Raw genomic sequence first — 26518 nt, 5'->3', positions numbered from 1 at the left:
TGGGTTGTGAACAGGTAGTAATTTACCGTTTTATCCAAGAAAAAAAGCATTCCGAAGAATCGGAATGCTTATTTAGAACAGTGAACAATGAAAAAAAAGGTAAAAAATATTATTTAAGAATTTTTATACGAATACTTTTGAAAGAAACCTCATTACCATGGTCCTGTAAAAGGATGTGCCCTTCAGGCCACAGACCAAAATTCTTCCAGCTTTTATACTTGCTGATCGCCACCAGATCCTTGAAGGCCTGGGAGCCACGCTCGTATTCCAACACTTTAAATCCATTTAACCAGTGTTCTACGTGATTATTTGGATACACAATAATACGACCTTTGTTCCATTCTCCAATAGGGTTGATGGCACGTTTTTCCTGTTTTCTTGTCATGAGGTCGTAAAGACTTGCTAAAGTACGGTTTCCATCGCGTCCTAATTTGGCATCCGGGTGCTTTTCGTCGTCCAGTACCTGGTACTCCAGCCCGATAGCCGACTTGCCTCCTGTTTCGTAGGACTCGCTCACGAAGTATTTTACCCCGCTATTGGCGCCCGGCGTGAGTTTGAAGGTAAATTCCAGTTCAAAGGCACCGTATTGTTTCTCCGTAATAATGTCGCCGCCGCTGCCTTCTTCATCTCCCGTAGAATTACCAATGGTGAGCACACCATTCTGCATGGTCCAGCCGGCAGTGGGGAAATTCTTTTTATACACGCCTCTCCAGCCTTTGCTGGTTTTTCCGTCCCACAACAGCTGGTAGCCGTTTTTCTTTTCCTGGCCGGAAATAGTGTTATCCACATTATTAACAACGTAGATGTTGTCGTAGGGAGAATACTGGGAAGCAGCAGGGTTTTCTATCAGCCTTACATTTTTCCAGTAGATATTTTTGTTGTCGTCTGCCGCATTTTTGCCGATGCTATGTACCTGTAAAGCGATGAAACCCTTTGGTAATGCGGTATCTACCAGGTGGGCAGTAGGCACGCCATTCACCCAGGTACGCATTTCATTGCCGCGGCACTCGATGCGGTATTTGTTCCAGCCGTCTTTTTTAAAGGCATTCTGACCGGCAGGGTTCAGTTCCATCGGGTACTGCCAGCCTCTGCGGCCTTCTTCATAAATACCACCGCTCCATTTACGGTCGGATGGGTCAATCTCCATCTGGTAGCCAAATACACGGCCATTCTGGTAGTCAGGCCTGCTTTGACTGCGAAACTGGATCCCGGAATTGAATTCCTTGCCCAGCTTGAATTCCAGCTCCAGGATAAAGTCGCCGTACTCTTTTTCAGTAGCAAGGAAAGAGTTAGGCGTATTCATCACCGTGGTGCCCACGATCTCGCCATTCTGCACATTATATTTTGCTTCACCCCCCAGTTGTTTCCAGCCTTTCAGATCTTTACCATTGAAAAGCTGCTGCCACTGGGCTTTCTGAGCGAAAAGGCCACCATACATACACAGCAGGGTGCCAAATAAAAGGATCGTCTTTTTCATAACTTAAACGGAATAAGGTGACCAAAATAAACAATGAAAATGATTTTTACAACCGATTGCAAAACTTTAATCTTATTTTTTATTTTTTAACCACATGATAATCTGACCAATATGGGGTTTTACAGAATTAGAAATAAAAATATTCATGCAAACGATTGCAGCAATGTAAAAATATCTTATTTTGGTTCCGAAAGTATCCACGTAGCAACAGCCAAAATCGAAAAAGTAATACTCTTTATCTACAATCATTATAAACTACGTTATGAAAAAAGTTTTTTCACGTCTTATCTGTATGATAGCATGTTTGCTATTCTACCAACTCACCCAGGCACAAGGCACCCCAATTACCATAGAAGGTAATGTTCTCGACGCCCAGAAGCAACCACTGGTAGGCGTAACCGTTTCTATCAAAGGGAAAAATGCAGGCACCCAGTCAGATGCCCAGGGACATTTCCGGCTCAAAGTTACAGATGCCGCCAACGCAGTACTCGTATTTACCTACATCGGATTTAACACCTATGAAGAACCTGTAAAAGGTCGTGCAATCGTTTCCGTAGTTTTAACAGAAGACCGCAAAAAACTGGAAGAAATTGTGGTAGTGGGATATGGCCAGCAGAAGAAAAAAGATGTAACCGGTTCCATTTCCTCCGTAGGTACCAAAGCTATCCAGGACGTACCGGTAACCAACCCGCAGCAAGCCTTGCAGGGCCGCGCTCCCGGTGTGGAAGTACTCAACAACAGCAGCAAGCCCGGTGATGAACCCACTGTGCGTATCCGCGGCAGCCGCTCCCTCAGGGCCGGCAATGACCCCCTCTATGTAGTAGACGGGATCCCTTACGCCGGTACACTCAGCGATATCGGTACGGGAGTAATACAATCGATGGATATTTTGAAAGATGCCTCTGCAACGGCTATCTATGGCTCCAGGGGCGCTAATGGCGTAGTACTCATCACTACCCAGAAAGGCAAGGAAGGAAAACCCGTGGTTTCCTATACCGGCTCCTACGGTTATGTACAACAGCTCGGCGAATCCGATATGATGGACGCTAACCGCTTCATAGAAATGCGCCGGGAAGCTAACCGCACCATCGGTAAATACGATGATGCCAACCCCGATGCCTCCGACAAGAAAATATTTAATACCGTTGAATACGCGAATATCCAGAAAGGCACAAACGTAGACTGGCAGGACCTGATGATCTCTCCCGGATATCAAACCAATCACGGCCTCAGCGTAGCCGGCGGTACGGAAAGAACAAAATACACCGTGGGACTGGGCTACTTCAAAGACCAGGGCGTGCTGAAACTGCAGGACTACGAGCGTTATAATTTCAATGTGGGCATCGACCAGATGATCGGCGACCGCGTTCGCGTGGGAGCTACCCTGTTGGGCGCTTACAGTGAACGTAACGGCGAAACCTACAACGGGATAGACAATGCCCTGAAAATGCTGCCCATCGCCGCTCCGTACGACGACAATGGAAAGCTGATCACCTATCCCACCGGCGATAGCCAGCAGCCTAACCCGTTACTGGATTATGTACCCGGTAACCGCGTTGAATTAATGAAACGTTTCCGCATCTTCACCAGCCTGTTCGCAGAAGTGGAAATCATAGATGGCCTGAAATACCGCCTCAACGTAGGTCCGGATGTGCAGAACTATAACTATGGTCTTTTCCAGGGTAAAAACAATACCAACCTGCTGATCGGCGGTGGAGACGCTACAGCTACCAAAGGAAACGCTGCTACCATGGCGTATACCATTGAAAACATCGTTACCTACAACAAAGAGATCAAAAAACATAATATCGGCTTCACCGGTTTGTACAGCGTTCAACGTCAGAATGTAGATATTTCTACTACCAACGTGAGAGGTATCCCGGTAGAAACACAACAATATTACAACCTGGGTCAGTCGCTCAACGTAACCGGCGTAACCAGCAGCCTTAGTTCCTGGACCATCCTTTCCTATATGGGCCGTTTGAACTACGGGTATGATGATCGCTATCTCCTGACCCTCACCCTTCGCGCGGATGGATCTTCCAGGTTTGCACCCGGCAAAAAATGGGGTTATTTCCCCTCCATTGCAGCAGCCTGGAACATGGTAAGTGAAAAGTGGCTGAAAGAACAGAAAGTCCTGGATAACCTGAAACTGCGCGCCAGCTTTGGCCGTATCGGTAACACCGGTATTAATCCATATGCTACACAGGGTAACCTGAGCAGAATTCCTTATTCCTTCGGAAATAAAGGCGTACTGGGCTTTGTACCGCTCGATCTGCGTAATCCTAATCTCACCTGGGAATCTACCACCTCTACCGATATTGGTATTGATTTCGGATTCCTCAACGGCCGTATCACCGGTGTGGTGGAATGGTACAACCAACGCACTACCGACCTGCTCATGCCACAATCGCTCCCGTTCAGCAATGGGTTTAATGAAGTGCTGATGAACCTCGGTACTTCCCAGAACCGCGGTTTTGAATTCGGAATAGGCGCCACCATTATTGACAACCCTAATGGGTTCAGCTGGAAAATGGACGCCAACATGTTCCTGAACAGGTCCAAGATCCTGTCGCTCGGCGATGGCAGAACAGCCGATATTGGAAACGCCTGGTTTGTGGGTCAGCCTACCTATGTATACTATGATTTTAAGAAAGTCGGCGTATGGCAGGAAAAGGATGCCCAGCTGGCTAAACTTTACAACCTGAAGCCAGGAGAAATCAGGCTGGAAGATGTAAATAAAGATACCCTCATTGATGCTAAGAACGACCGCCAGATCCTGGGCTCCCCGCAGCCTAAATGGTCTGCCGGTACCACCCAGCGCTTCTCCTATAAAGGATTTGAATTATCCATCGTGGCCTTTGCCCGTATGGGAAGCATGATCAAAAGTGATTTCTACCAGAACTATAACACCCTGTTTGGCCGTTATAACAACCTGAATATCGACTATAACACACCGGCCAATCCTACCAACGATTTCCCGCGGCCTAATGCCAACCAGGAAAGACCCAGCAACTACCAGTCGCTGAGCTACTTTGATGGTTCCTTCTTTAAGATCAGGAGCATAACACTCAGCTACGCCTTCTCGGACGCAGTGGTGAAACATATGCGCATGCAAGATCTCCGGGTAAACGTAGGAGTGAAAAATCCCATGATCCTGGCGCCTTACCGCCAAACCTGGAAAGGAGTTGATCCTGAAGACGTAAATGTGATCGGCATCGATGCACCAGCCACCTGGATGCTGCAGTTCGGAATAAATGCCAAATTTTAAATCAACGGATCCTGATTAAACATCTTTAAAAGAAAACGTTATGAAATATTTAGTTCCTCTCATCATGCTGCTGGCCGTTGGTACCGCCTCCTGCAATAAAATGCTGGATGAAGAGATTGTCACCAACGTAACAGATGATTTCTATAATACTAAAGCCGGCTTTCAAACAGCCGTGAATGGCTCTTACGTGTCTATGCGCAACTTTTACAGCACGGAACGCGGTATGACGCTTACGGAAACCGGTACCGATATTATCACCAACGGTTCCGACGGTAACTTCAAATTTACAAGTCAGTATACTTCACAGTTGGATTCCCGCTACGATCATATCAGGGAAGTGTGGAACAGTTTCTATCAAACCATCAACACCTGTAACGTGGTGGTAGACCGGGCCGACAAGGTCCCCGACCTCGAGGAAGCAACAAAGAAAAAAGGCGTGGCAGAAGCGCTGTTCTGCCGGGCGCATTATCATTTTGTACTCATGCAGATGTTTGGCGCCGTACCCTTACGCCTGCACGAAAATGCGGAAATTATAAGAGAAGCTCACCGCGACTCCGTATCTGCCATCTACGATGCCGTGATCAACGACCTGCTTGCAGCAGAAGCTGAATTGCCGGCTACACAGGCAGAATGGGGCCGTGCTACCAAGCCTGCCGCAGAACACCTGCTGGCAAGGGTTTACCTGACCCGCGCCTCCTCTCCGCAGGCAAAGGCAGGAGACTATGCCAATGCCGCCAAATACGCCGACATGGTCATTAAAAACTACGGTTTCAAATTACTCACCGACGTTGGACAGGTATGGGCACAGGGAAAAGAAAACAACGATGAAACTATCTGGGCAGCGCAGTATACCACCGACCCGCTTTATGGTTACCCTGATAACAACGCCTGCCGCTTTTTCCTGATGCAGTATGATGTGTTGAAAGGAATGAAGCGGGATCTGGCCAACGGTACGCCCTGGAAGCGTTTCAGACCTACAAAGTTCCTGATCGATACACTGTATAAAGACAGGATACACGATGTACGTTATGAAAAATTCTACACCACCCTGTGGAGAACCAATGCGCCGGTTGACAACCTGAAAACAGGCGATACCGCTGTGTTCCTTCCTGGTTATGACGTATCCGACGCAGTGATTGCCACCAAACCTTATATGCTGGTGCCACCAAGATTGTACACTGAAAAGCTGTATCCTTCCCTGAATAAATTTGCCGACGCGCTCCGTCCGGATAACCAGGCTTCCGGCGTAAGACCCTTTATTGCCATGCGTCTTGCCGAAGCTTACCTGATAGAAGCAGAAGCCCTGATGATGGATGGCAAAAAACAGGAAGCCGCCGACCTCGTAAATGTGGTTCGCTGGAGATCTGCACGTATTGGCGCTACACCTGCCGAAACACAGGCTAACCGTGATGCGATGACCGTAACCGCTGCAGACATGACCATCGATTTTATCCTGGATGAAAGAGGCCGGGAACTGGTAGGTGAACAACTGCGCTGGTTTGATCTCACCCGCACCCATAAACTGGTGGAAAGGGTGAAGCTGCATAACGACGAAGCACGTAGTAACATCAAGCTTACACATATGCTGCGGCCTATTCCGCAGGACCAGATCGATAGAACAGTGAATGAGTTCCCGCAGAACCCGGGATATTAATATTTCTTTCTTTTTCAAAAAAAATCAAAAAGGGGCTGGCCAGGTAAAATTGGTCGGCCCCTTTTTTGACCTTTTTTGCTACTTTTAGCAGAAATCAACCAATAGCTGAGGAGGGTAGCATATTTCAGGATGTCCAATAATTCAGACAACGAGCGGGAACTGCTCCGGCAGGTAGCTGCCGGAGACGAGCAGGCGTACCGGGTATTATTTGACCGGTACTCGGACAGGATGTATATGAATGCGCTGCATTTTACGAAATCAGCAGAACTGGCGCAGGACCTCACACAGGAAATCTTTATCCGGATATGGATGAACCGGTTAAAACTGGCCGGTGTAGATCGCTTTGATGCCTGGCTGTTTACAGTGGCCAGGAATGTAATCCGCAATGAGCTAAAGAAAAAGGTGCTGCCGGTAGAGAACGGGGAGATGTTGCATGCTTATTTCAGGGACAATAATTTAACGCCGCAGGAACGGATAGAATATAAGGAGCTGGAAACATCTGTTCATCAGGCCATTAAAAACCTGCCGCCACAAATGCAAACGGTATTCCTGCTAAGCCGGCAGGAAGGGTTAACGCATGAAGAGATTGCCCGCCGCATGAATATTTCCGTTGTTTCTTCCAAAACCTATATGGTCCGCTGCCTCCTGGCGATTCGCAGGCATCTTGGCAAAAATGCCGGTAAACTGGGAATCGTGATCTTTTTCCTCTACAGATAAAAAATATTTTTTTCCAAACGTCTTACCCCTGCTTATCTGGTTGTCTTTACCTGGAATGACCTTCGGGTTGCAGGTACTATTACCATTTTAACAACGCATCATTATGTCGCCATCCGAATTTCAGCACCTTGTACAAAAATTCCTGGACGATAGTATTACCACAGAGGAATTGCAGCGCTTCCGGCAATGGGTGCTGGAAGAAAGAGACGTAGATATGCAGGAAGCCGCAATAGAAGCGGTGTTGCAAAAAAGTAGCTACCCTGGTGAAATGCCGGCAGATAAACAGGTAGTATTTAGTTACATATTGGAAGAAGCGAACCGTCGCACTGCTCCGCTCCCGCGTGCAGGAGTGGTGGGCATGCGCACCTGGTGGGCGGCGGCAGCGGTTTTATTATTGCTGGGTACGGGCCTTTATTTCCTTACCCGTCCGAAAGCACATATGGAAATAGCGCAACGCTCTAACAACATCATCCATCCAGGCAGGGAAGGCGCCATACTTACTCTTGCGGATGGTTCGCAGGTGGTACTGGACAGCCTGAAAAACGGCGTGATCACGCAGCAGGGAAGCACCGACGTACAGCTCCGGAACGGACAGTTGTTGTACAACAGCCGGAATGGATCTTCATCCGCTTCACTTGCCTACAACACGGTGGCTACGCCACGTGGCCGCCAGTTCCAGGTAATACTGCCGGATGGTACCACCGTTTGGCTCAATGCCGCATCTTCTATCCGGTATCCGGTTGCTTTTCCCGCAGGAGAAAGGAATGTGATGATTACGGGAGAAGCCTACTTGGAAGTGGCCGCTGATGCCCGCAAACCTTTTACCGTGGAAACAGACAACGGCACGGCCATCCAGGTACTGGGCACCAGCTTTAACGTAAACGCCTATACGGATGAATCGGCATTACGGGCTACCCTGCTGCAGGGAAAGATACTCGTAAAATCCGCTACCGCCAGCAAGGTATTGTTACCCGGTGAACAGGCGGTGGTAGCCGGATCCATTACGGTAGATGCGCATGCCAATACCAGTCAGGCAATTGCCTGGAAAAACGGCATCTTCAATTTCCAGCGAGCCCCGCTGGAAGTGGTAATGCGGCAAATCGCCCGTTGGTATGATGTAGAAGTAGTATATGAAAAAAATATCCCGGCCATTACTTTCGGTGGTGAAATGGGACGGGACCTTGAACTGAAAGACGTGCTGGAATTCCTGCAGGAATCAGGGGTTCATTTTAAATTATCGGGAAGAAAACTGACGGTCATGCCTTAATTTTTTTATCAACCAGGTCATATGCCATAAAAAAACCGGAAGCGGTTCGAAGCACTTCCGGTTAAAGATTGGCTTAACTGAGAAAACAAGTCCCACAAGACTGCTTATTTATCAACTAAACCATTGCAAAGCTATGCAATTAAATGCTCTTTGTAACCGGTCCGGGAAAGGTATGCGACGTCCGCATGCCCCCGGAGCACCAGCTATGTGCAGCGCCCGGTTGTCAACTAAAATCGAAGGATCCCTTTACCGAACGGGGATCCCAATACTGAAAGTCATGAAACTGACCATGCTTCTTCTTACAGCTGCATTCCTGCATGTAACCGCGGGCAGCTATGCGCAACAGATCACCTTTTCCGGAAAAAATGTACCGCTTGAGAAAGCGTTTTCCGTCATCAGGGAGCAAACCGGGTACCTGGTGGTGTATAATGCTGACCTGTTGAAAGATGCCAGAAAGGTGACGGTAGATGCGCATAACATGCAACTGGAAACGTTCCTGGACCTTGCGTTCAGGGAGCAACCGCTGAAATATGTGATCCGGAACAATACCATCCTTGTAACCGGGAGGCCCCGGCCGCAGCAGGCATCGAACCCCGCACAAACCAGCCTGGCGGCGGCCCGGCCGGTCCTGTTAAAAGGAACGGTGGTCAATGAAAAGGGGGAACCCCTGCCTGGTGTGACCGTGCTGTTGAAAGGTACTACCCGTGGTACCGTTACCGATGATGACGGCGCTTTCCTGATCACTGCCGATATAGAAGACGGCGCAACACTGATGGTAAAGATGATCGGCTATACCCCGCAGGAAGTTGCCGTGAATGGCCGCAGCGATATCCGCATCGCCCTTCAGGCAGATGTGCGGAACCTGGAAAACGTAACCATTTCCACGGGGTATAAAAAGATTCCTAAATACCAGCTGACCGGCGCCGCTTCTGTGATAACGCAAAAAGAATACGATCAGCGTGTAGCCGTTACCGGTAACTTCCTGGAAAGCCTGGAAGGCAAGGTCCCTGGTTTGGTGTATAACAGTCAGTCCGGCGAGTTATCTATCCGCGGCGTTTCTACCTTTGATGCGGTAAAGAAGCCGTTGATAGTGGTGGATGGCTTTCCAACAGAAATAGATCTTAACACTATCAATCCTATTGATATCGTTTCTATTTCCGTACTGCGGGATGCCGCCGCGGCGGCCATTTATGGCGTGCGCGCTTCCAACGGTGTAATTGTGGTAGAAACCAGGCGGGGGAAATCCGGTAAGGCAAAATTTAGTTTGCGCGCGACCACTGCGTTGCAGCAGTCGCCCGATTTTGGCTACCTGAAGTTTGCCGGGGCAAAGGAATTTGTGACCTTACAGGAAGCACAGTTCAAGCGTGCCAATCCGAATGAAATCGGCTATACCGCTTATGACCGGCCTATGGCTCCTGCCATTGCCATCCTCTTCGACGAGCAGCAAAAACGCATTAGCCCGGAGGTAGCAAGGCAGAAACTGGATTCGCTGGGGAGCTATGATAATACACGGGAATACGAAGACCTCTACTTCCGTACACGGCAGGCCACCAATCTTAACCTGGATGTAAGCGGCGGAAATGAAAAAAGCACTTACCTGCTGGGGGTGAATTACATTGCGGAGCAACCGGTGAATGTGGGATCGAAGAACAACCAGCTGATCCTGAATTTTGCCAATACCTACCAGCTTTCCAACCGGCTGAAAATGGATTTTCGCGGCGTGTATTCGCATGCGGAATCCGAAAAAGGTACTACCGCTCCCATGAATGATTTTTATCCGTATGAAAAGCTGGCTGATGCTGGTGGCACCCCGCTGCCGGTAGCTCAGGGAGTGAACAGGGACTATCTCAACTTTGGTGTAAACCGTGCAAGGAATAACCGGCTGATCGCCCTGGGATTGTATGACCAGCTTTATTATCCTTACCGGGAACTCACTGCCAATACAACTAAGGTCAACACAAATGCGTTTCGGGTGCAAGCCCGCCTGGAAGGAAAGATCACAGACTGGATGTCTGCCGAAGTAGGCGGTAATTATGAACGGCAGCAAGGGATCCAGGACAACTTCCTGGATGAACAATCTTACACCGTACGCAGGCTGCTGAACCTTAAAGCCAGCAAAGACCCCAGTGGAAAACCTATGTTCATCGACATTCCGCAGGGTAATATTCTCCGGAGGACAGATCAGAAAGCCATCAACTACACCCTGCGTGCACAACTGAATTTTGATAAACGTTCTGCCAACAGCCGGCATGAAATGTCGGGTATTCTGGGCGTAGAACAGCGAAAAACCACTAACGACAGCTATCTTAACAGTTACTTCGGGTATGATGGACAATCGCTGATCAGCAGACCCGTTAACCTGCAACGTGCGAGCCTTTATATCAATTCTGCCTTCCCGGATGTAACCCAGTTCGGCGGCGCTCTTGCCATGAGGGATTATGTCAATGAAACCAGTGCCGACCGGCGCTTTCTTTCTTACTATGCACAGGGCACCTATATCTACAACAGTAAATATATCGTTACCGGTAGTTATCGTATCGACCAGTCCAACCTGTTTGGTGTGGACCCCAAATATAAATATCGTCCATTATGGTCGGCCGGCGCCGCCTGGCGACTGCACATGGAGGATTTTCTGAAAGACAACACCTGGATCAGTGAGCTGAAGCTGAATGCTACTACGGGTTTCAATGGTAATGTGCCGGTGAGTAACAACGGCCCTTTCCTGATCCTGGCTTCGCAGCTGAACAATGTGTTTGTGGTTCCCCAACCGTCCTTTTATGTGATAACACCCGAGAACCAGTCGTTGCGCTGGGAAACCACCCGCACTTATAACCTGCGCCTGGACTACGGATTCTTTAACAACCGCCTGTTTGGTTCTGTGGATTATTATTATAAAAGAACGGGAGATGTGTTCGGACAATATGATGCTGATCCCACCAGCGGTTTTAACCAGTACAATGCCAATACCGCTACTATCCGGAATAGCGGCGTGGATCTGCTGATTTCTACCGTGAATGTACAAAACCGCCGGTTCGGGTGGCGTACAAGTCTTACCGCTTCATTGAACAATAATAAAGTACTGGCGGTAAAAGCCAGTGAATATGAAAGTACAGAGGATATAACCAGTAGCCGTATTAACCGGCAGGGGTATCCGATGGATGCGTTATTCAGCTATAATTACGGCGGACTAACGAACATGGGCAAACCATTTGTGTATGACCGGAAAGGAGGCCAGCATATCCTGTATTTTTATGGTAATGCAAAGGTAGATGTAGCATTTGAGGACCTGATCTACAACGGTACTACCACTCCCAAATATGTACTGGGCCTGAATAACCAGTTCTCCGTAGGCTCTTTTGACCTGTCATTTCTCTTCATGTATTATGGTGGTCATGTGATGCGGGTAGAACAGCCCAATCCTGTAAACCTGAGTACTTACAGCACATCATTACTGGAAGGATCTGCCAATTACTGGAAAAAAGCCGGAGATGAACTGCATACCAATATTCCCGGGTTTACACCAGGTGCTGCACAGGATCCATTCTATTTTTCTTCGTATGCCCGTTACGGTTACCAGTATGCATCGCAGTTCGTACGCCGGGCGGATTATATCCGGTTGCGTGACCTGATCATTACTTATAACCCGAAGTTTAATTTTATAAAACGGATGGGACTTAGTCAAACGCAGATCCGGTTACAGGGCCAGAACCTGTTCTACTATACGTTTAGCGGGAACGACATTGATCCGGAAGCGATAGACCGGACCAGCGGGGTGCGCCAATTGCCGCAACGGCCACTTTACAGCATTTCCCTTTTTACTAACTTCTAATCATTCATCTATGAGATCAATCAATATTGTCTTTATCCTTTTACTTGCCATCGCTGCTTTTTCCGGCTGTGATAAGTTCCTGGAAGTGAAGCCAAAAGGGATCGTAATTCCGGAGAAGCTGAGCGACTACCAACTGATGCTGAACTCCAGGTCAATGACGCTTACTTTTCCGCCTGCATTGTTGTATTGTACAGACGATTATTACGAGGAATTTGATGACCTGAGCACAGTACCGCCAGCCAATGCTTATTACTGGCGCCCTGGCATTGACCAGAATGAAAAAGAGAATCCCGCAGCGTGGGGCGATCTGTATAACACTATTTACAATGCCAATGTAATCATCAATAATGTAATGGCTACCACAGATGGTACGCCGGCAGCCCGTGCTTCCACACTGGCGGAAGCGCTGGTGATCCGTGCAGATTGTTACTTCATGTTGCTGACGCTGTTTGCAAAAGCCTATAATCCGGCCACCGCTGCCAATGATCCGGGTTTACCATTGGTAAGAAGCACGAATGTGACCGATAAAACGCCGCCGCGGTCTTCTGTACAAACAACGCTGGATACGATCCTTACCAATGTAACGGATGCCATCGCATCGCTGCCGCTCACTAATCTCAACAAGTACCGGCCCACAAAGTACGCTGCGTATAGTTTGCTGTCGAGGATCTATCTCTACATGCAGGATTATGAAAAAACGAAAAAGTATACCGACCTGGCATTAACGGCGCCGCACAGCATGGTTAATTATAATGATTACGAAGATCCTTACTCATTCCCGGAAACGGACCTGAGCCCGGAAGTACTATGGCAACGCGGTTCGTTGGATTATACGATCCCTTCTATGATGGGCATGCAACACGCGCTGAGTGATTTATACGAACCCGGTGATCTCCGGAAACTGTTGCTCACTTATGCGTTTGACGACTTTCCTGATGACTATTACTTTTCCGGCACAAACGGCTATGCCAATTTTGGCACAACGTTCCAGGAAATGCACCTGACAAAAGCAGAAGTGCTGGCGCGTGATAATCAAATCGAGGCCGCCATGAACATCGTGAATGAGCTGCGGAAATACCGGTTTAAAACAGACGCTTATACGCCGCTGACTGCCACGGGAAAGGAAGATGCGTTAATGAAAGTGTTGCAGGAACGCAGAAGGGAACTGGCTTTCCGCGGGCAACGCTGGATGGATATGAAACGCCTCGACCGCGAAGGCCGGATGCCATTGGTAGAGCGCAGAGTGCACGGCACCGGCGCTTTGAAAGCCACGCTGGAACCAGGCAGCAAGAAGTATGTTTTCCAGATCCCCGCACGCGTACAACAATTTAATCCAGACATGCAATTAAATGACCGTTAATCATCTTATATGAAAAATATTATTCCCGTACTGATATCCTGCACACTGCTGTTTACAACTGCTGCTGCGCAGAAAATGACTACTACACTTTCAGGAAAATTGAGTGGCAACGATATTACCACACCGCTGCACCTGAAAAATATGACCGGCGCCGACCTGCTGATTCCTGTAAATGGAGACGGCACCTTTCATTCAAAAGTAGCCCTGCCTGCAAAGGGATTTTATTCCCTCACCGGCGTGGGGCAGGTATACCTGGAGCCTGGCTACCAGCTTCAGATGGCACTGGCGCCGGATAGTACCTACCGCTTCAGCGGCAAGGGCAGCTTTGAAAACAATGCCACTGCAGACGCACGGAAAGCATTATCCAAATATGTAGCCACCGACCCCGAGCATATGCTTGGGCAGGAAGCTTTGTATACCCCTGTTCCGGAATTTATCGGTAAGATGGATGCTTTCGTAAAAGATGGACAACATTTGTTTGACCAATCCTCCAGCGTATTTTTCCGGGAGATGGCCGGTAAGGACCTGGCGTACTACGGTAAATATGTATTAGCCCACTACAGCCTCTATTACGGAACGGACCTGAAGAAGCAGGAGGCGTTTTATAAACTGATGGAAACCGGTAACCGGAAAGATACAGCATACCAGCGGCTCATGCAGGAAGCAGGCCGCGCCATGCATGTGAAAAGGCTTGACAGCACAGAACGTGCGCTGCTGGATAAACTGACAATGAGCGACTGGGATAAGAATGATGCTGCATTGTTTCAACAATCCGCCTGGTACAGGGAGGTGCTGGATCGGTATCTTTCTACTATTCAGTACTACAAGTACAGACATTTATTTGAAGCATCTGTAGAAGACAATAATATACGGACCCTGATGGGATTGTATATTTCAAAGGGCGAAATCAGCGATTCTTTTATGCTCCAGTACTACACTTATACCGGCACCCGGAATGCTTTAAAAATGCTGAAGGATAAACAGGTGCGGGATAGTTTGTATAACAGTTACGTGGCTAGTGCAAAGCATCCTGCTTACCTGAAAGAGATCCGGGAAATTTACCGCAATGCCAATACTTACAGCGATAACACGCCTGCTCCCGATTTTTCTTATGAAGATGTTAATGGCAAAAAAGTTTCCCTGAAAGATTTACGCGGGGAGTATGTTTATATTGATGTATGGGCAACGTGGTGCGGTCCGTGTAAAATGGAAATCCCGCATTTGTCGAAAATAGAAGCATTGTATGAACACAAAAAGATCCGGTTTGTAAGCCTGTCGGTAGACAAAAGTGCAGACAAACAAAAATGGATAGATTTTGTGCAGAAAGGAAACCTGAAAGGCATACAGTTGCTGGCGGATAAAGATTTTCAATCTGATTTCATCCAGAAATTCAATATCAATGCCATTCCGCGTTTTATACTGATAGGGCCCGATGGGAAAATTGTGAGTGCTGATGCGCTGCGGCCTTCCAATCCTGCGCTGCGGGCATTGTTGGATAAATTGCTGGCGGAAGGATAAATGCCGGCAATTAAATAAACCGGTATCTGCTACTGCATTTTATGAGTAGCAGTTACCGGTTATGATGAAATGAAAATTAAAGCGTTATTTTAAATATCAGCCGGGAGTTTGTGCTGGAAACTGTAAACTGATGGTCCTCAATTACCGGATCAGTTACACTGATATAAAACGGTTTACATTTACTGTCTGATTTTATTTCCTTATTAATATAAGACAGGGTAGCACTTCCTACTGTGGGAATGTTTATTTTATATTTGAATGCGCCCTTTTTTGTATCAGCAATATGAAAAATCAGTGATCCATACATAGGCGCCCCCGGTCGTTTTTCTATCACTCCCCGTTCTGAGGGAAGATCTGCCGGCTCCGGAGTAATTGTTATAGTGGCAGTATCAATATTTTTTGACAAAAGAATATTTTCTCCTGTTTGTCCATCTATAAATATCAATCCCACCTGGGTAGGCATGCCTTCGCTCAGTACGTCTTCACAGGGATCGGCGTGTTTTGCTTTCTGACACCCTGGTCCGAAACTTACGGCACCCAGAAATAACAGTGGCAGATAAAATTTCTTTGTAAGAAAATAGGTTAATTGTTTCATTTCTATCTGGAATTTGCTTTGATATAGGGTAATGATGAGCTTAACATGAAAACTTTAATGGCCTGAATTATAAACCCATAGCCGAATTTAAACAAAAAATATTACGGGAATAAAAAAATGCAGCAGGGGATCACATCATGATCGTTTGCTGCATTTTTGCTAAAAGCTAAATGCGTATCTTCATCAGCCTTTTTTAACGCAATAAAACTTTCAATTCTATGGCACAGAAAAAGATATTATTACTGACAGGAGATTACGCAGAAGATTATGAAACAATGGTTCCGTTCCAGATGCTGCAGATGATTGGTCATGATGTACATGCGGTTTGTCCGGATAAAGCAGCAGGAGATAAAATCAAAACGGCCATCCATGATTTTGAAGGAGACCAGACTTACAGTGAAAAACCGGGTCATGGGTTTGTGTTGAATGCCACTTTTAACGATGTGGCCGGCGCTGATTACGATGCGCTGGTGATAGCCGGCGGCCGTGCCCCGGAATACCTGCGGCTGAATAAAAATGTGCTGGAGCTGGTGAGGCATTTTTTCCTGGAAGATAAACCGGTGGCGGCTGTTTGTCATGGTATCCAGATTCTGACGGCTGCCGATGTGGTACGTGGAAAGAAACTGACGGCTTACCCGGCAGTAGCGCCGGAAGTAACCGCTTCCGGAGGTACTTATGTATCTGTAAATGTTTATGAGGCCGTGGTAGATGGCAAGCTGGTAACTGCACCCGCATGGCCGGCTCATCCGCAGTGGATTGCAGCGTTTTTGCAGGTACTGGGAACCAGCATCACCCTGTAATCGATAGACATGTGTAAACAATTGATTATCAGAAGAAGAAAGAAAGTTTAAATTATCTTTCCATGGATTTTCAAATTAAACGGCCATTGCTTACCTTTGCAGCCAAATTCAGGAGGCTATCCCTGCATTGGTCATTGATAATTCGTAATTCGTAATTGATTTTTATATATGTCCGGACAGCTTAAAGAAGTTCGTAACCGAATCAAATCTATTCAATCTGGTCAGCAGATCACCAAAGCCATGAAAATGGTAAGTGCTGCTAAATTAAGACGTGCACAGGATGCCATCATGCTGATGCGTCCGTATGCCGTAAAGCTCCAGGAAATGTTGCAGAATATTGTTTCCAACAGCGAAGGCAATATCGATACACCACTGGCAGCTCAGCGTCAGGTTGAAAAAGTACTGGTTGTGGTCATCACTTCAGACAGGGGTTTGTGCGGCGCCTTTAACTCCAACCTGATCAAAACAGCTAAACGTGTGATCCGCGAAAAGTATGCTGAACAGTTTGAACAGGGCCAGGTAGAAATCTTACCAATTGGTAAAAAAGGATATGATCACTTTGTACAGAACGGTTACAAAGTAAATGATAAGTTCTGGCAGCTTTTTGGCAGTCTTACTTTTGATCACGTGAAAGAAGCGGCAGCAGTAGCGCTGCAGGGTTTTACCGATGGTACTTACGATGCCGTTGAAATCGTTTACAGCGAATTCAAAAATGCTGCTACGCAGATCTTTGTAGCAGAGCAGTTCCTGCCAATCGCGAAAGTAGAAAATAAGGAAAAGAGTGGTCTGAAAGCGGATTTCATCTTTGAACCTGAAAAAGATACCCTGATTGCTGAACTGATGCCTAAGATCCTGAACACCCAGTTCTTCAAAGCCATCCTGGATTCCCACGCTTCCGAGCATGGCGCCCGTATGACCGCGATGGATAAGGCTACAGAAAACGCCAGCGAATTGCTCCGTTCCCTGAAGATCTCTTACAACCGTGCCCGTCAGGCTGCTATTACCACCGAGCTCACAGAAATCGTGAGTGGTGCGGCTGCATTGGCGAACTAAGGATAGAGGGGTTATTAACACTAAGTCAACAACTGAATTAATATTTTCAGATTAGGGTCAAAGACTGTATTTTCGGTCTTTGACCTTTTTTGTAAATCCACATCTCCTGTTAACGTATGGAAATATCACAGATCATCCCGCACGTGGAAGCATTAATTTTCGCCGCCGACCGGCCGTTACCTTTGCTGGAAATAGTGGATCTGCTCAACAATGCACTGGCTTTTCTGGAAGACCGTACCAACCTGGATCAGGTGGAAGCCGCTATGGAGGCGATCAGGGAGAAATACAACTCTGAATTTTATGCTTTCGAAGTACGTAGCAGCGGGGGAGGCTACCAGTTCCTCACCAAAAAAGAGTATTACCAGACAGTGGCGCAGCTCAACGGGGATAAATTCCTGAAACGCCTTTCCACTGCCGCCCTGGAAACCCTGGCCATCATCGCCTACCGGCAGCCGATTTCCAAAGGCGAAATTGAATATATCCGCGGGGTAAGCACCGATTATTCTATCCAGAAGCTCCTGGAAAAGGAACTGATCGTGATTACCGGCCGCAGCGAAGACCAACCCGGTAAACCGCTGCTGTATGCCGTTTCCCGCTCCTTTATGGATTACTTCGGCATCAGCTCCGTAGCTGATTTGCCTAAACTGAAAGAATTATTTGATGAGGAAATGGTGCAACCTACTCTTATCACCGACGATACCGCTACCCTCGGCCGGGGAGAACACAACACCCATACCGCCGAAGCGGAAACAGTCCATTCCCTGATGGTGTCGGAAGACGGAGAACTCCTGGACCCCGATCACCAGCTGGATCACCTGGCCCCCCCCGCCCCGGACGTCGAAGAAGAGCCGCCCGCCTCAGAAGATGAGGAAGTGGAACCTGACGATGAAATTGTTCGTTTTGATGATATTATTGAAGAAGTAAATGAAGAACTCAGCGGCGGAGAAGAAGGTGAAAGCGACACCAGCACCACCGAAGAGGATGGGGAGGAAGAAGACGAAGACCCTTATGCCGTAAAGGATACCGCTACTCATAGCCCCAACGAAGAGAATGAAGATCCCGATGGTATCGTGGAAGATGTCATCTCCGGAGAAGAAGAAAAAGAAGATGATGTGGAAGAGGAGAAAGAAGAAGATACTGAGGAAGATGATGATGAGGACGATGGCGATAAAGATCCGGATGATATGATGGAAGATGCCATTTTAGGCGAAAAGCTGCTGGTGGTCAGCGGACCCGGTGTGGAAGATGAGGAGGAAGAAGAGGAAGAAGAGGAAGATGATGAAGATGATGAAGATGATGAAGACGACGATAATGACGAAAAAAACGACAATTCCGGAAAAAAATAAAGAAACAGCGGCTCATCGAAGCCGCTGTTTTATTTAAAAAACTCAAAGTAATCAGTATAATCAGCGTAATCCAGAGAAAGACAACCTACGCTACAACCCGGTAATCACCCCCGCAAAAAGTCCGCTCAGCAATTTATCCGCCTTGCCGGCTACGGCAATAATTTCTTCTATGGAAACGGCATGCAGGTTATCCGGGTCGCATTCATCCGTTACCACGGAAACTGCTGCACAAGGCAACTGCAGCTGATTGGCCACAATTACTTCCGGCACAGTGCTCATTCCCACCAGGTCTGCGCCTATCATGCGGAGGAAGCGGTATTCCGCCCGTGTTTCAAGGTTGGGCCCCATAACGGATACGTATATACCCTTTTTTAACGTGGTGCCCAGTGAGGCGGCAGCCGCCTGTAATTTGTTGCCCAGCTCCGGGTGGTACGGGCAGCTCATATCCGGGAAGCGTGGACCGTATGCCGGTGAGTTGAGCCCCCGCAGCGGGTTTTCTGGTTGCATATTGATATGATCATCCAGCAATACGAGGTCGCCTTTCTTAAAATCCGGATTCATACCACCGGCGGCATTGCTGAGCAGCAGCTGCTGGATGCCCAGTGCTTTCATCACCCTGATGGGGAACGTGATCTGTTGCATCGTATAGCCTTCATAGTAATGAAAGCGGCCCTGCATGGCGATTACTGGTGTATCGCCGATATGCCCGAGGATCAGGTGGCCCTTATGTGATTCTACGGTAGATTCAGGGAAATGAGGGATTTGCTGGTAGGGAATGGAATGGGCTATTTTAATATGATTTACCAGTTCCCCGAGGCCTGTGCCCAATACTACGCCTACACGCGGTTGTTCAAAGGAAAAGGATTGCAGATAGGTGGTAGCCGCAGCTATTTGTTGCAGTAACAGGTCCATACGTTTGTTGAATTTGCTGCAAATTAATTCCCTTTGCGCGCAATCACGTAAAACAGTGGTGGAAAATATCTTTTAATCCATAGCAGGAGCTTTTCTTCCCGGGCGATGAGCACTATTTTTTTTCGTTTATGCATGGCCCTGAGGATCTGCTGCGCGCAGCGGTCAACCGGTATGCCATTCGCCTGGCCGGGGTCCATTTTCCCGTAAGGCTCGCCGTTGGCAGTAATGGCGGAATAGGTAATGGGCGTGTGTATGCGGCCCGGGCAAACAATGGTAGTATATAACCGGGGGATGGGTTGTTCGGTTTGCAGTGTTTCGAAGTATCCCTGCAGGGCGTGTTTGGCGGCGTTATAGCCGGAGCGCCAGGGATAGCCCATAAGGCCGGCCATGCTGCTGATCACCACGATCTGGCCGCTGCCCTGTTCTTTGAAATGTGGCAGCAGGGCTTTGGTGAGCATCACCGCGCCAAAGAAATTCACTTCCATCAGTTGGCGGATAGCCGCTATGGAGGTATCTATCAGTTTGGACCGTTGCGTAACGCCGGCATTATTCACGAGGATATCTATCTTCCCAAAAAACTGAAGGGCGCGTTGGGCGCCTTCATTTACCTGGACTTCATCGGTTACGTCCATCAGCAATATTTCGCAATGGGGTGTGTACAGCAGGCATTGGTTGCGTACGGCTTCCAGGGCGGGCTGATTCCTTGCTGCGAGTATCAGCCGGGCTTTTTCCTTTGCCAGCAAAAGCGCCAGCTCGTGGCCTATACCCGAGCTGGCGCCTGTAATTAATATTACTTTATCCGTAAAGTGCATTCAACGGTGTATTTACTTTAAAGGCACCAGTTTGATGTTTTTCCATCTTACCTTGATACCGCCGCCGGAATGAATCTGGAGGGCTATCTGGCCATTGGCCGCGCCAATCTTGTCATCTTTCAGGGTGATCATTTCATGACCATTGAGCCAGGTGGTTACATTGTCGCCCTGCACCTTTACTTTCATGGTATTCCATTCGCCCATTTTCAGGAACTTTTCTTTCTCTTTATCGGGCTGAATGAGCCATCCACGGCCATAAGATTCGTAGATACCGCCGGTATGCATATCGGGCGGCGCTACTTCTGCCTGCCAGCCGGTGATTTTGGTGCCATCTAATGAAGAGTGGAAGAACACGCCGCTGTTGCCATTGGCTTCCTGTTTGAATTGTACGGTCAGCTCAAAGTCCTTGTACTGCCCATCGGTGGCCAGGTAGCCGTATTCTTTATCCGGGCCGCTTTCGCAGATCAGTTCTCCGTTTTCCACGTACCACTTCTCTGTACCATATACTTTCCAGCCATCGAGGTTTTTACCATTGAATAAAGACTGTGCTTTTTGTGCGAATGCACTGCCGGAGCCCAATAACAGGGCGGTTCCCAGTAAACAATTGAAAAAGGTTTTTTTCATAACACTGCTAAGATTTAGTGATTTTCAGGTGAATGAAGATCAGTCATTGATCTATAAAAAAAGTCCACCGGTAAAACCGGAGGACTCCAATATAAGTTCAAATTCCTGAATTATTAAATCAGAAAACTATCTTGCTATATTCACTGCTCTTTTTTCACGGATTACCGTTACTTTAATCTGGCCGGGATATTGCATTTCTGTTTGTATTTTATTGGCAATTTCAAAGGATAAGCGATCTGCGTCTCCATCGGAAACTTTATCACTTTCTACAATGATACGCAGTTCCCTGCCAGCCTGGATAGCATAGGCTTTTTCCACACCATCGTGGGCAAGCGCCAGGTTTTCCAGGTCTTTAATACGTTGCAGGTAGCTCTGCATGATTTCGCGGCGTGCGCCGGGGCGTGCACCACTGATAGCATCACAGGCCTGAACGATGGGAGAAATAACATATTGCATTTCCATTTCATCGTGGTGGGCGCCGATAGCATTTACCACGGCGGCATGTTCGCCGTATTTTTCAGCGAGCTTGGCGCCGAGCAGAGCGTGGCTCAGTTCAGTTTCTTCATCCGGTACTTTACCGATATCGTGCAGTAAGCCGGCGCGTTTGGCCAGTTTAGGGTTCAGTCCCAGTTCAGCTGCCATTACCGCACAAAGGTTAGCGGTTTCTTTGGAGTGCATGAGCAGGTTCTGACCGTAGGAAGAGCGGAAACGCATCTTACCTACCAGGCGTACCAGTTCTTTATGGAGGCCGTGGATACCCAGTTCAATAACGGTTCTTTCACCGATATCCATTACCTGTTCTTCCAGTTGTTTCTTGGTTTTTTCTACTACTTCCTCGATACGTGCAGGGTGGATACGTCCGTCCTGAACAAGGCGTTGCAGGGATAAACGGGCAATTTCACGGCGTAACGGATCGAAGGAAGATAATACGATGGCTTCAGGGGTATCGTCTACAATCAGGTCCACACCCGTAGCCGCTTCAATGGCGCGGATGTTACGACCTTCACGGCCAATGATCTGGCCTTTGATTTCATCGCTTTCCAGGGTAAATACCGTGATGGTATTTTCAATGGTTTGCTCTGCAGCAGTACGTTGAATGGATTGGATAATGATTTTCTTTGCTTCCTTGTTCGCTTTTAATTTAGCGTCTTCAATGATTTCCTGGATATGAGAGAGGGCCTGTGAGCGGGCTTCTTCTTTCAAACTCTCTACCAGCTGGTGTTTCGCTTCGTCTGCGGTTAAGCCGGCCACTTTTTCGAGGCGGCGGATGTGCTCTTCCTGGTGTTTTTCCAGTTCGGTACGTTTGATGGTTACCAGTTCCATCTGGCGGTTCAGGGTTTCCTTGATCGCCTCATTTTCATTTAATTGCTTCTGGATTTGCTCGTTTTTCAGGTTTAATGCCTGTTCCTTCTGTTTGATGCGGTTTTCCGATTCTCCCAGTTTCTGGTTGCGTTGCAATACGTCTTTTTCGTATTCGCTTTTTAGTTGCAGGTATTTTTCTTTGGCTTCCAGCAGTCTGTCTTTTTTAAGATTTTCTGCACTGATCTGCGCATCTGCAATGATTTTTTTAGCCTGTAGTTCAGCTTCGTCTATCTTATGCTGCGTATTTTTGGCAAAAATCACCTTACCTAGCACAATCCCAATGATCAATGCCACTACTGCAGCTATTGTCGTGATAAGTGTAACATCCATATGAATTATTTATACTTGATTTATGTAGTATCCTCATACCCATATCGCTGCTAAAACACGACAGGGGCGAGAACTGACCCGCGAAAATACAAAAAAATAGCAGTTAAAGCGTGTTTGATACGTGATAATTAGCCAATTAGCTAATTCATTGTTAAGCAATGGGTAACGTGATCAACCCAATGCCTGGTTGATAATTTCTTCCAGCTTTTCCAGCTTCTCCTGCAAAAAAGGCCGCAGTGCTAGCCTGGGCTTTACCGCCGCTGGTTACAGGGTGCGTGGCGTACATGATAAGGGCCATAGCGATATAGTCCTGCAGGTCTTTCCCTGCATAGGCAGTTTTAAAATCGACGATCTTCTCATTCACTTCTTTCATAATACGACGTACTTCCGCTTCTTCTTCCGGTTTTATCTTGATCCGGTAAGAGCGGTCTGCTACGATAATATTAACAGGAATGAGTTGCTCCATGATGTATGATTTTTAATTCAGCTGTTCAGCAAAGCGATACAACGGTCAATTTCTTTAATGTAATCATTGATTTTGCCCCGGATCTCTTTTTTGAACGCTTCGTCTTCTGCTGCTATGGTGGTACCTCCCTGGGCGGTAGATGCAATTTTCATCAGTTGCAGTCTTTCCTCCAGTCCCTGTACCGCCTGTTGCTGCTGTTGCAGCTCCCGTTGCTGTATGCTCACTTCTTCTTTCAGCAATGCATTCTCAGCCTGCACCTGCTGGAGCTTTTTTACCAGCAGGTGCAATTTTTCTTCTACACGTTGAATGTATTGCTCGAGCACCATTTCATTTACTTATTTTCTTATCTCCGCCTGTAACTGTGTTTCAAACGTTTTGATAAGTTTGTCCATTACACTGTCAATTTCTTTATCTGTAAGTGTTTTCTGAGCGTCCAGGAAGGTAAAGCTCACGGCGTAAGACTTCTTATCAGTACCCAGTTTTTCGCTCTCAAATACATCGAACAGATTTACCTGTTGTAACAGGCCCGATTTCACGCTGCGTGCGGCTGTTTCCACGGCGGCAAACTTAACCTGTTTGTCGAGCACCAGTGCCAGATCCCTTCTAACGGCCTGGAATTTCGGAATTTCCTTGTAAAAGTTATCACTTTTTTGCAAGAGTCCCAGTATTTTATCCCAGTTGAAGGTAGCAAACCATACGGGCTGACGGATATCGAATTGCTTCAGTTTAGCTGTGGGCACGCCTCCCAGTGTCACCACCACCTGGTTTTTTATCTTGATATCCCAGGAGGGCTGCAGGCCCTCTTCGGTGCTTTCCGCCCAGGTGAACTGCTTATAACCCAGTTGCTGCAGGATATTGATCACAAAACCCTTCAGGAAGTAAAAGTCTACCGGGTTGGATTTGTGCATCCAGGTTTCCGCTGTTTTTTTACCGGTGAGATATAATACCAGGTGATTATTTTCGCCATAGCCTTTTTCCAGCACCTGGTAGGTTTTACCAAATTCGAAGAACAGGAGGTCTTCGTTTTTGCGGTTCAGGTTATGGGCAATGCTTTCCAGGCCGGTTTCCAGCATGGACGGGCGCATGATGTCCAGTTCCACGGTAAGACTGTTCATCATCTTCACGGCATGCTCCAGCACTTCCGGCGTATAGTATTTACTGTTAGTAATGGAGTTGGTGAATATTTCGTTGAACCCGTTGCCGGCGAGATAGTCTGCAATCTTCTCCTTTACCCTTTCAGCGTCCGGTTGGGCGGAGAGGGCAGGGGAAATCGCTATTTTAGATGGTATTTCTATATTATCGAGGCCATCGATGCGCATTACTTCCTCCACCAGGTCGGCCGGCAGGCTGATATCCGGTTTGCTGAAGGGCACGGCTACGCGGAGTCCTTCGGTGGTTTCCGACAGGATGTCGAAGCCCAGGCTGCGCAGGATGTTTTTGATCTTATCGCCGGGATAGTTGCCGCCGCTGAGTTTACGGATATAGCTATACGTAGTTTCCACCTGCGTTTTTACTTTTACAGCCGGATATACATCGATGATCTCCGATGCTGCTTTTCCGCCGCTGAGCTCACAGATCAGGTCTGCCGCACGTTGCAGGGCAAACACAACGTTAGAGATATCCACTCCTTTTTCAAAACGGGTGGCCGCATCGGTGCGTAAACCATGACGGAACGACGTGGTACGGATGCCACCGGCGCTGAAAAAGGCGCTTTCCAGGAAAATGTTGTGGGTGGTATCGGTTACGCCGGAGTGCAATCCGCCGAATACGCCTGCTATGCACATGCCTTCGCCGGCGCCGTTGCAGATCATCAGGTCGGTGGCATCCAGTTTTCTTTCCTTCTCATCCAATGTAACAAAGGGCGTTCCCTGCGGGAGGTTTTTCACCACGATGGCATTGCCTTTTACCGCTGCCGCATCAAATGCGTGCAGTGGCTGACCGGTTTCATGCAGGATGAAATTGGTGATATCCACAATGTTATTGATAGGACGAACGCCAATGGCGGTGAGCCTGGCTTTCAGCCATTCGGGGGATGGCGCCACCTGTACGCCGGTGATTGAAATACCGCTGTACCGGGGGCAGGCATCTGTATTTTCGATGGTAACGCTGATGGCTAAAGGCGCATCTGCTTTGGGCAGGGCCTTTATTTCAGGCAGCTGTACCTGGTATTTATGCGTATGTTCTAAATTATTAAGGAATGCGCAAACATCTTTGGCCACGCCAATATGGCTCATGGCGTCCATGCGGTTGGGGGTAAGACCTATTTCGAAGATGCAATCCTGTGCGGGTTTAAAGACTTCACTGGCAGGAGTGCCTGGCTGCAGGGAGGCGTCCAGCACCAGGATGCCGTCGTGACTGCTACCCAGCCCGATTTCGTCTTCCGCGCAAATCATTCCCTGGCTTTCTTCTCCACGGATCTTTGCTTTTTTCATGGTCAGCGGTTCGCCACTCAGCGGGTAAATGGTGGTGCCGATGGGCGCCACTACTACTTTTTGTCCGGGTGCCACGTTGGGAGCGCCGCAAACGATGTGCAGGGGCTCGCCGTTGCCAATGTTAACGGTGGTGAGTTTCAGCTTGTCTGCGTTGGGGTGTTTTTCTGCCGTCAGTACTTCTCCGATTACTAATCCAGCCAGACTTCCCTTTACTGCTTCAAATTTCTCCAGGCTTTCTACCTCCAGGCCTATTCTGGTTAAAATGGTAGACAGTTCCTCCGGTGTAGGCTTCACCGGTAAATAATCACATAGCCAGTTGTATGAAATCGTCATTTATCTGCTCGGTTTATATAAGTGGCGTAAAGTTAACAACTAGAATTGATTTTCGGGCTTTGCGGCTTATCTGCTTTGATTCTTTGAAATTAAAAATAGCCCAAAATCGCTACAGTGCTGTATTTTTGCAGGATGTGGAAAATCTTTTTACACAATGTGTGTGAATAATCGGACCTTTGCCAGGGAATTTTCTGTGTTTTGGTGGATAACCATAGCGCTGTCAGTGGATAACTGACATTTTGCTTGTGGATAACCTGTGTATGAGGCTTAATAAATTTAATAACGAAGGAGAGGGTATTAATCGGAAAAATGCCTTTACCTTAGTTTGTACGGCTTGAAAAAGTTTACAATTTCTTAACG

19 protein-coding genes are annotated in these 26518 nt (G+C 47.7%); 10 read left to right on the top strand and 9 right to left on the bottom strand.

All coding sequences use genetic code 11. The features are described from left to right. Positions 1 to 109: 109 nt before the first annotated feature. A complete protein-coding gene (locus QFZ48_RS07570; protein ID WP_429044432.1) occupies positions 110 to 1477 on the bottom strand; it encodes a 3-keto-disaccharide hydrolase in 1368 nt (455 codons plus the stop codon). A gap of 262 nt (positions 1478 to 1739) precedes the next feature. Here QFZ48_RS07570 and QFZ48_RS07565 point away from each other — a divergent pair, with 262 nt between their 5' ends. The 7 genes from QFZ48_RS07565 to QFZ48_RS07535 all read left to right on the top strand — a co-directional run bounded on the left by QFZ48_RS07565 (position 1740) and on the right by QFZ48_RS07535 (position 15093). Beyond that, positions 1740 to 4748 (top strand): SusC/RagA family TonB-linked outer membrane protein, encoded by a 3009-nt coding sequence (locus QFZ48_RS07565; protein WP_429044435.1) that lies wholly within the window; start codon positions 1740 to 1742, stop codon positions 4746 to 4748. Between the two features lie 40 nt (positions 4749 to 4788). Beyond that, on the top strand, positions 4789 to 6402 hold the full coding sequence (locus tag QFZ48_RS07560) for a RagB/SusD family nutrient uptake outer membrane protein (protein WP_429061801.1): 1614 nt from the start codon (positions 4789 to 4791) through the stop codon (positions 6400 to 6402). Positions 6403 to 6531: 129 nt separating this feature from the next. Further along, positions 6532 to 7119, top strand: a complete 588-nt coding sequence (locus QFZ48_RS07555) for an RNA polymerase sigma factor (RefSeq protein ID WP_429061800.1) — start codon at positions 6532 to 6534, stop codon at positions 7117 to 7119. 103 nt (positions 7120 to 7222) lie between these two features. After that, positions 7223 to 8386 (top strand): FecR family protein, encoded by a 1164-nt coding sequence (locus QFZ48_RS07550; protein WP_429044442.1) that lies wholly within the window; start codon positions 7223 to 7225, stop codon positions 8384 to 8386. Between the two features lie 277 nt (positions 8387 to 8663). Further along, complete coding sequence (locus QFZ48_RS07545) at positions 8664 to 12215, top strand: SusC/RagA family TonB-linked outer membrane protein (RefSeq protein WP_429061798.1); 3552 nt, start codon at positions 8664 to 8666, stop codon at positions 12213 to 12215. A gap of 10 nt (positions 12216 to 12225) precedes the next feature. After that, positions 12226 to 13575: a RagB/SusD family nutrient uptake outer membrane protein gene (locus tag QFZ48_RS07540; protein WP_429044447.1), complete on the top strand. Its 1350-nt coding sequence runs from the start codon at positions 12226 to 12228 to the stop codon at positions 13573 to 13575. Between the two features lie 9 nt (positions 13576 to 13584). After that, positions 13585 to 15093, top strand: a complete 1509-nt coding sequence (locus QFZ48_RS07535) for a TlpA family protein disulfide reductase (protein WP_429044449.1) — start codon at positions 13585 to 13587, stop codon at positions 15091 to 15093. Between the two features lie 76 nt (positions 15094 to 15169). Here QFZ48_RS07535 and QFZ48_RS07530 read toward each other — a convergent pair whose 3' ends face one another. Beyond that, positions 15170 to 15688: a hypothetical protein gene (locus QFZ48_RS07530; protein ID WP_429061796.1), complete on the bottom strand. Its 519-nt coding sequence runs from the start codon at positions 15686 to 15688 to the stop codon at positions 15170 to 15172. Positions 15689 to 15906: 218 nt separating this feature from the next. On the opposite strand from QFZ48_RS07530, the gene QFZ48_RS07525 reads away from it, so the two are divergent. The 3 genes from QFZ48_RS07525 (at position 15907) to scpB (ending at position 18887) form a co-directional block, all read left to right on the top strand. Next, positions 15907 to 16488, top strand: coding sequence for a DJ-1/PfpI family protein (locus QFZ48_RS07525; RefSeq protein WP_079469564.1), 582 nt, complete (start codon positions 15907 to 15909; stop codon positions 16486 to 16488). 168 nt (positions 16489 to 16656) lie between these two features. Then, the gene (atpG, locus tag QFZ48_RS07520; RefSeq protein WP_429044454.1) at positions 16657 to 17541 is read left to right on the top strand and encodes an ATP synthase F1 subunit gamma; all 885 of its coding nucleotides are present in this window, start codon (positions 16657 to 16659) and stop codon (positions 17539 to 17541) included. Positions 17542 to 17657: 116 nt separating this feature from the next. Further along, positions 17658 to 18887, top strand: a complete 1230-nt coding sequence (gene scpB / locus QFZ48_RS07515) for an SMC-Scp complex subunit ScpB (RefSeq protein ID WP_429061794.1) — start codon at positions 17658 to 17660, stop codon at positions 18885 to 18887. Between the two features lie 90 nt (positions 18888 to 18977). Here the strand turns inward: scpB and QFZ48_RS07510 are convergent, their stop codons facing one another. From QFZ48_RS07510 to pheT, 7 genes are all read right to left on the bottom strand, one after another. Beyond that, complete coding sequence (locus QFZ48_RS07510; protein ID WP_429044458.1) at positions 18978 to 19799, bottom strand: purine-nucleoside phosphorylase; 822 nt, start codon at positions 19797 to 19799, stop codon at positions 18978 to 18980. A gap of 23 nt (positions 19800 to 19822) precedes the next feature. Next, complete coding sequence (locus QFZ48_RS07505; RefSeq protein ID WP_429044460.1) at positions 19823 to 20611, bottom strand: SDR family oxidoreductase; 789 nt, start codon at positions 20609 to 20611, stop codon at positions 19823 to 19825. A 12-nt stretch (positions 20612 to 20623) separates the two neighbouring features. Next, on the bottom strand, positions 20624 to 21235 hold the full coding sequence (locus QFZ48_RS07500) for a 3-keto-disaccharide hydrolase (protein WP_429044463.1): 612 nt from the start codon (positions 21233 to 21235) through the stop codon (positions 20624 to 20626). A 126-nt stretch (positions 21236 to 21361) separates the two neighbouring features. Continuing rightward, entirely contained in the window at positions 21362 to 22927 is a 1566-nt protein-coding gene (gene rny / locus QFZ48_RS07495) for a ribonuclease Y (RefSeq protein WP_370910991.1), read from the bottom strand. A gap of 151 nt (positions 22928 to 23078) precedes the next feature. Beyond that, positions 23079 to 23393 (bottom strand): cell division protein ZapA, encoded by a 315-nt coding sequence (locus QFZ48_RS07490; RefSeq protein ID WP_429061792.1) that lies wholly within the window; start codon positions 23391 to 23393, stop codon positions 23079 to 23081. Positions 23394 to 23410: 17 nt separating this feature from the next. Next, a complete protein-coding gene (locus tag QFZ48_RS07485) occupies positions 23411 to 23719 on the bottom strand; it encodes a hypothetical protein (RefSeq protein WP_079469556.1) in 309 nt (102 codons plus the stop codon). A gap of 9 nt (positions 23720 to 23728) precedes the next feature. Continuing rightward, positions 23729 to 26158: a phenylalanine--tRNA ligase subunit beta gene (gene pheT / locus QFZ48_RS07480; RefSeq protein WP_429061790.1), complete on the bottom strand. Its 2430-nt coding sequence runs from the start codon at positions 26156 to 26158 to the stop codon at positions 23729 to 23731. Between the last annotated feature and the right edge of the window lie 360 nt (positions 26159 to 26518).

Origin of the sequence: Chitinophaga sp. W2I13 (assembly GCF_050434005.1) — a bacterium.
Taxonomy (GTDB): Bacteria; Bacteroidota; Bacteroidia; order Chitinophagales; family Chitinophagaceae; genus Chitinophaga.
Note: the sequence above shows the minus strand (reverse complement) of the source record. Positions and strands in the feature narration are given on the sequence as shown.

Excerpts from the sequence above, each read along its gene's own strand:
- QFZ48_RS07565 (WP_429044435.1), top strand. The coding sequence starts at position 1,740 with ATGAAAAAAGTTTTTTCACGTCTTATCTGTATGATAGCATGTTTGCTA.
- pheT (WP_429061790.1), bottom strand. The coding sequence starts at position 26,158 with ATGACGATTTCATACAACTGGCTATGTGATTATTTACCGGTGAAGCCT.
- QFZ48_RS07545 (WP_429061798.1), top strand. The coding sequence starts at position 8,664 with ATGAAACTGACCATGCTTCTTCTTACAGCTGCATTCCTGCATGTAACC.
- QFZ48_RS07535 (WP_429044449.1), top strand. The coding sequence starts at position 13,585 with ATGAAAAATATTATTCCCGTACTGATATCCTGCACACTGCTGTTTACA.
- scpB (WP_429061794.1), top strand. The coding sequence starts at position 17,658 with ATGGAAATATCACAGATCATCCCGCACGTGGAAGCATTAATTTTCGCC.
- QFZ48_RS07530 (WP_429061796.1), bottom strand. The coding sequence starts at position 15,688 with ATGAAACAATTAACCTATTTTCTTACAAAGAAATTTTATCTGCCACTG.
- atpG (WP_429044454.1), top strand. The coding sequence starts at position 16,657 with ATGTCCGGACAGCTTAAAGAAGTTCGTAACCGAATCAAATCTATTCAA.
- QFZ48_RS07570 (WP_429044432.1), bottom strand. The coding sequence starts at position 1,477 with ATGAAAAAGACGATCCTTTTATTTGGCACCCTGCTGTGTATGTATGGT.
- QFZ48_RS07555 (WP_429061800.1), top strand. The coding sequence starts at position 6,532 with ATGTCCAATAATTCAGACAACGAGCGGGAACTGCTCCGGCAGGTAGCT.
- QFZ48_RS07525 (WP_079469564.1), top strand. The coding sequence starts at position 15,907 with ATGGCACAGAAAAAGATATTATTACTGACAGGAGATTACGCAGAAGAT.
- QFZ48_RS07500 (WP_429044463.1), bottom strand. The coding sequence starts at position 21,235 with ATGAAAAAAACCTTTTTCAATTGTTTACTGGGAACCGCCCTGTTATTG.
- QFZ48_RS07505 (WP_429044460.1), bottom strand. The coding sequence starts at position 20,611 with ATGCACTTTACGGATAAAGTAATATTAATTACAGGCGCCAGCTCGGGT.
- QFZ48_RS07540 (WP_429044447.1), top strand. The coding sequence starts at position 12,226 with ATGAGATCAATCAATATTGTCTTTATCCTTTTACTTGCCATCGCTGCT.
- QFZ48_RS07490 (WP_429061792.1), bottom strand. The coding sequence starts at position 23,393 with ATGGAGCAACTCATTCCTGTTAATATTATCGTAGCAGACCGCTCTTAC.
- QFZ48_RS07510 (WP_429044458.1), bottom strand. The coding sequence starts at position 19,799 with ATGGACCTGTTACTGCAACAAATAGCTGCGGCTACCACCTATCTGCAA.
- QFZ48_RS07550 (WP_429044442.1), top strand. The coding sequence starts at position 7,223 with ATGTCGCCATCCGAATTTCAGCACCTTGTACAAAAATTCCTGGACGAT.
- QFZ48_RS07485 (WP_079469556.1), bottom strand. The coding sequence starts at position 23,719 with ATGGTGCTCGAGCAATACATTCAACGTGTAGAAGAAAAATTGCACCTG.
- rny (WP_370910991.1), bottom strand. The coding sequence starts at position 22,927 with ATGGATGTTACACTTATCACGACAATAGCTGCAGTAGTGGCATTGATC.
- QFZ48_RS07560 (WP_429061801.1), top strand. The coding sequence starts at position 4,789 with ATGAAATATTTAGTTCCTCTCATCATGCTGCTGGCCGTTGGTACCGCC.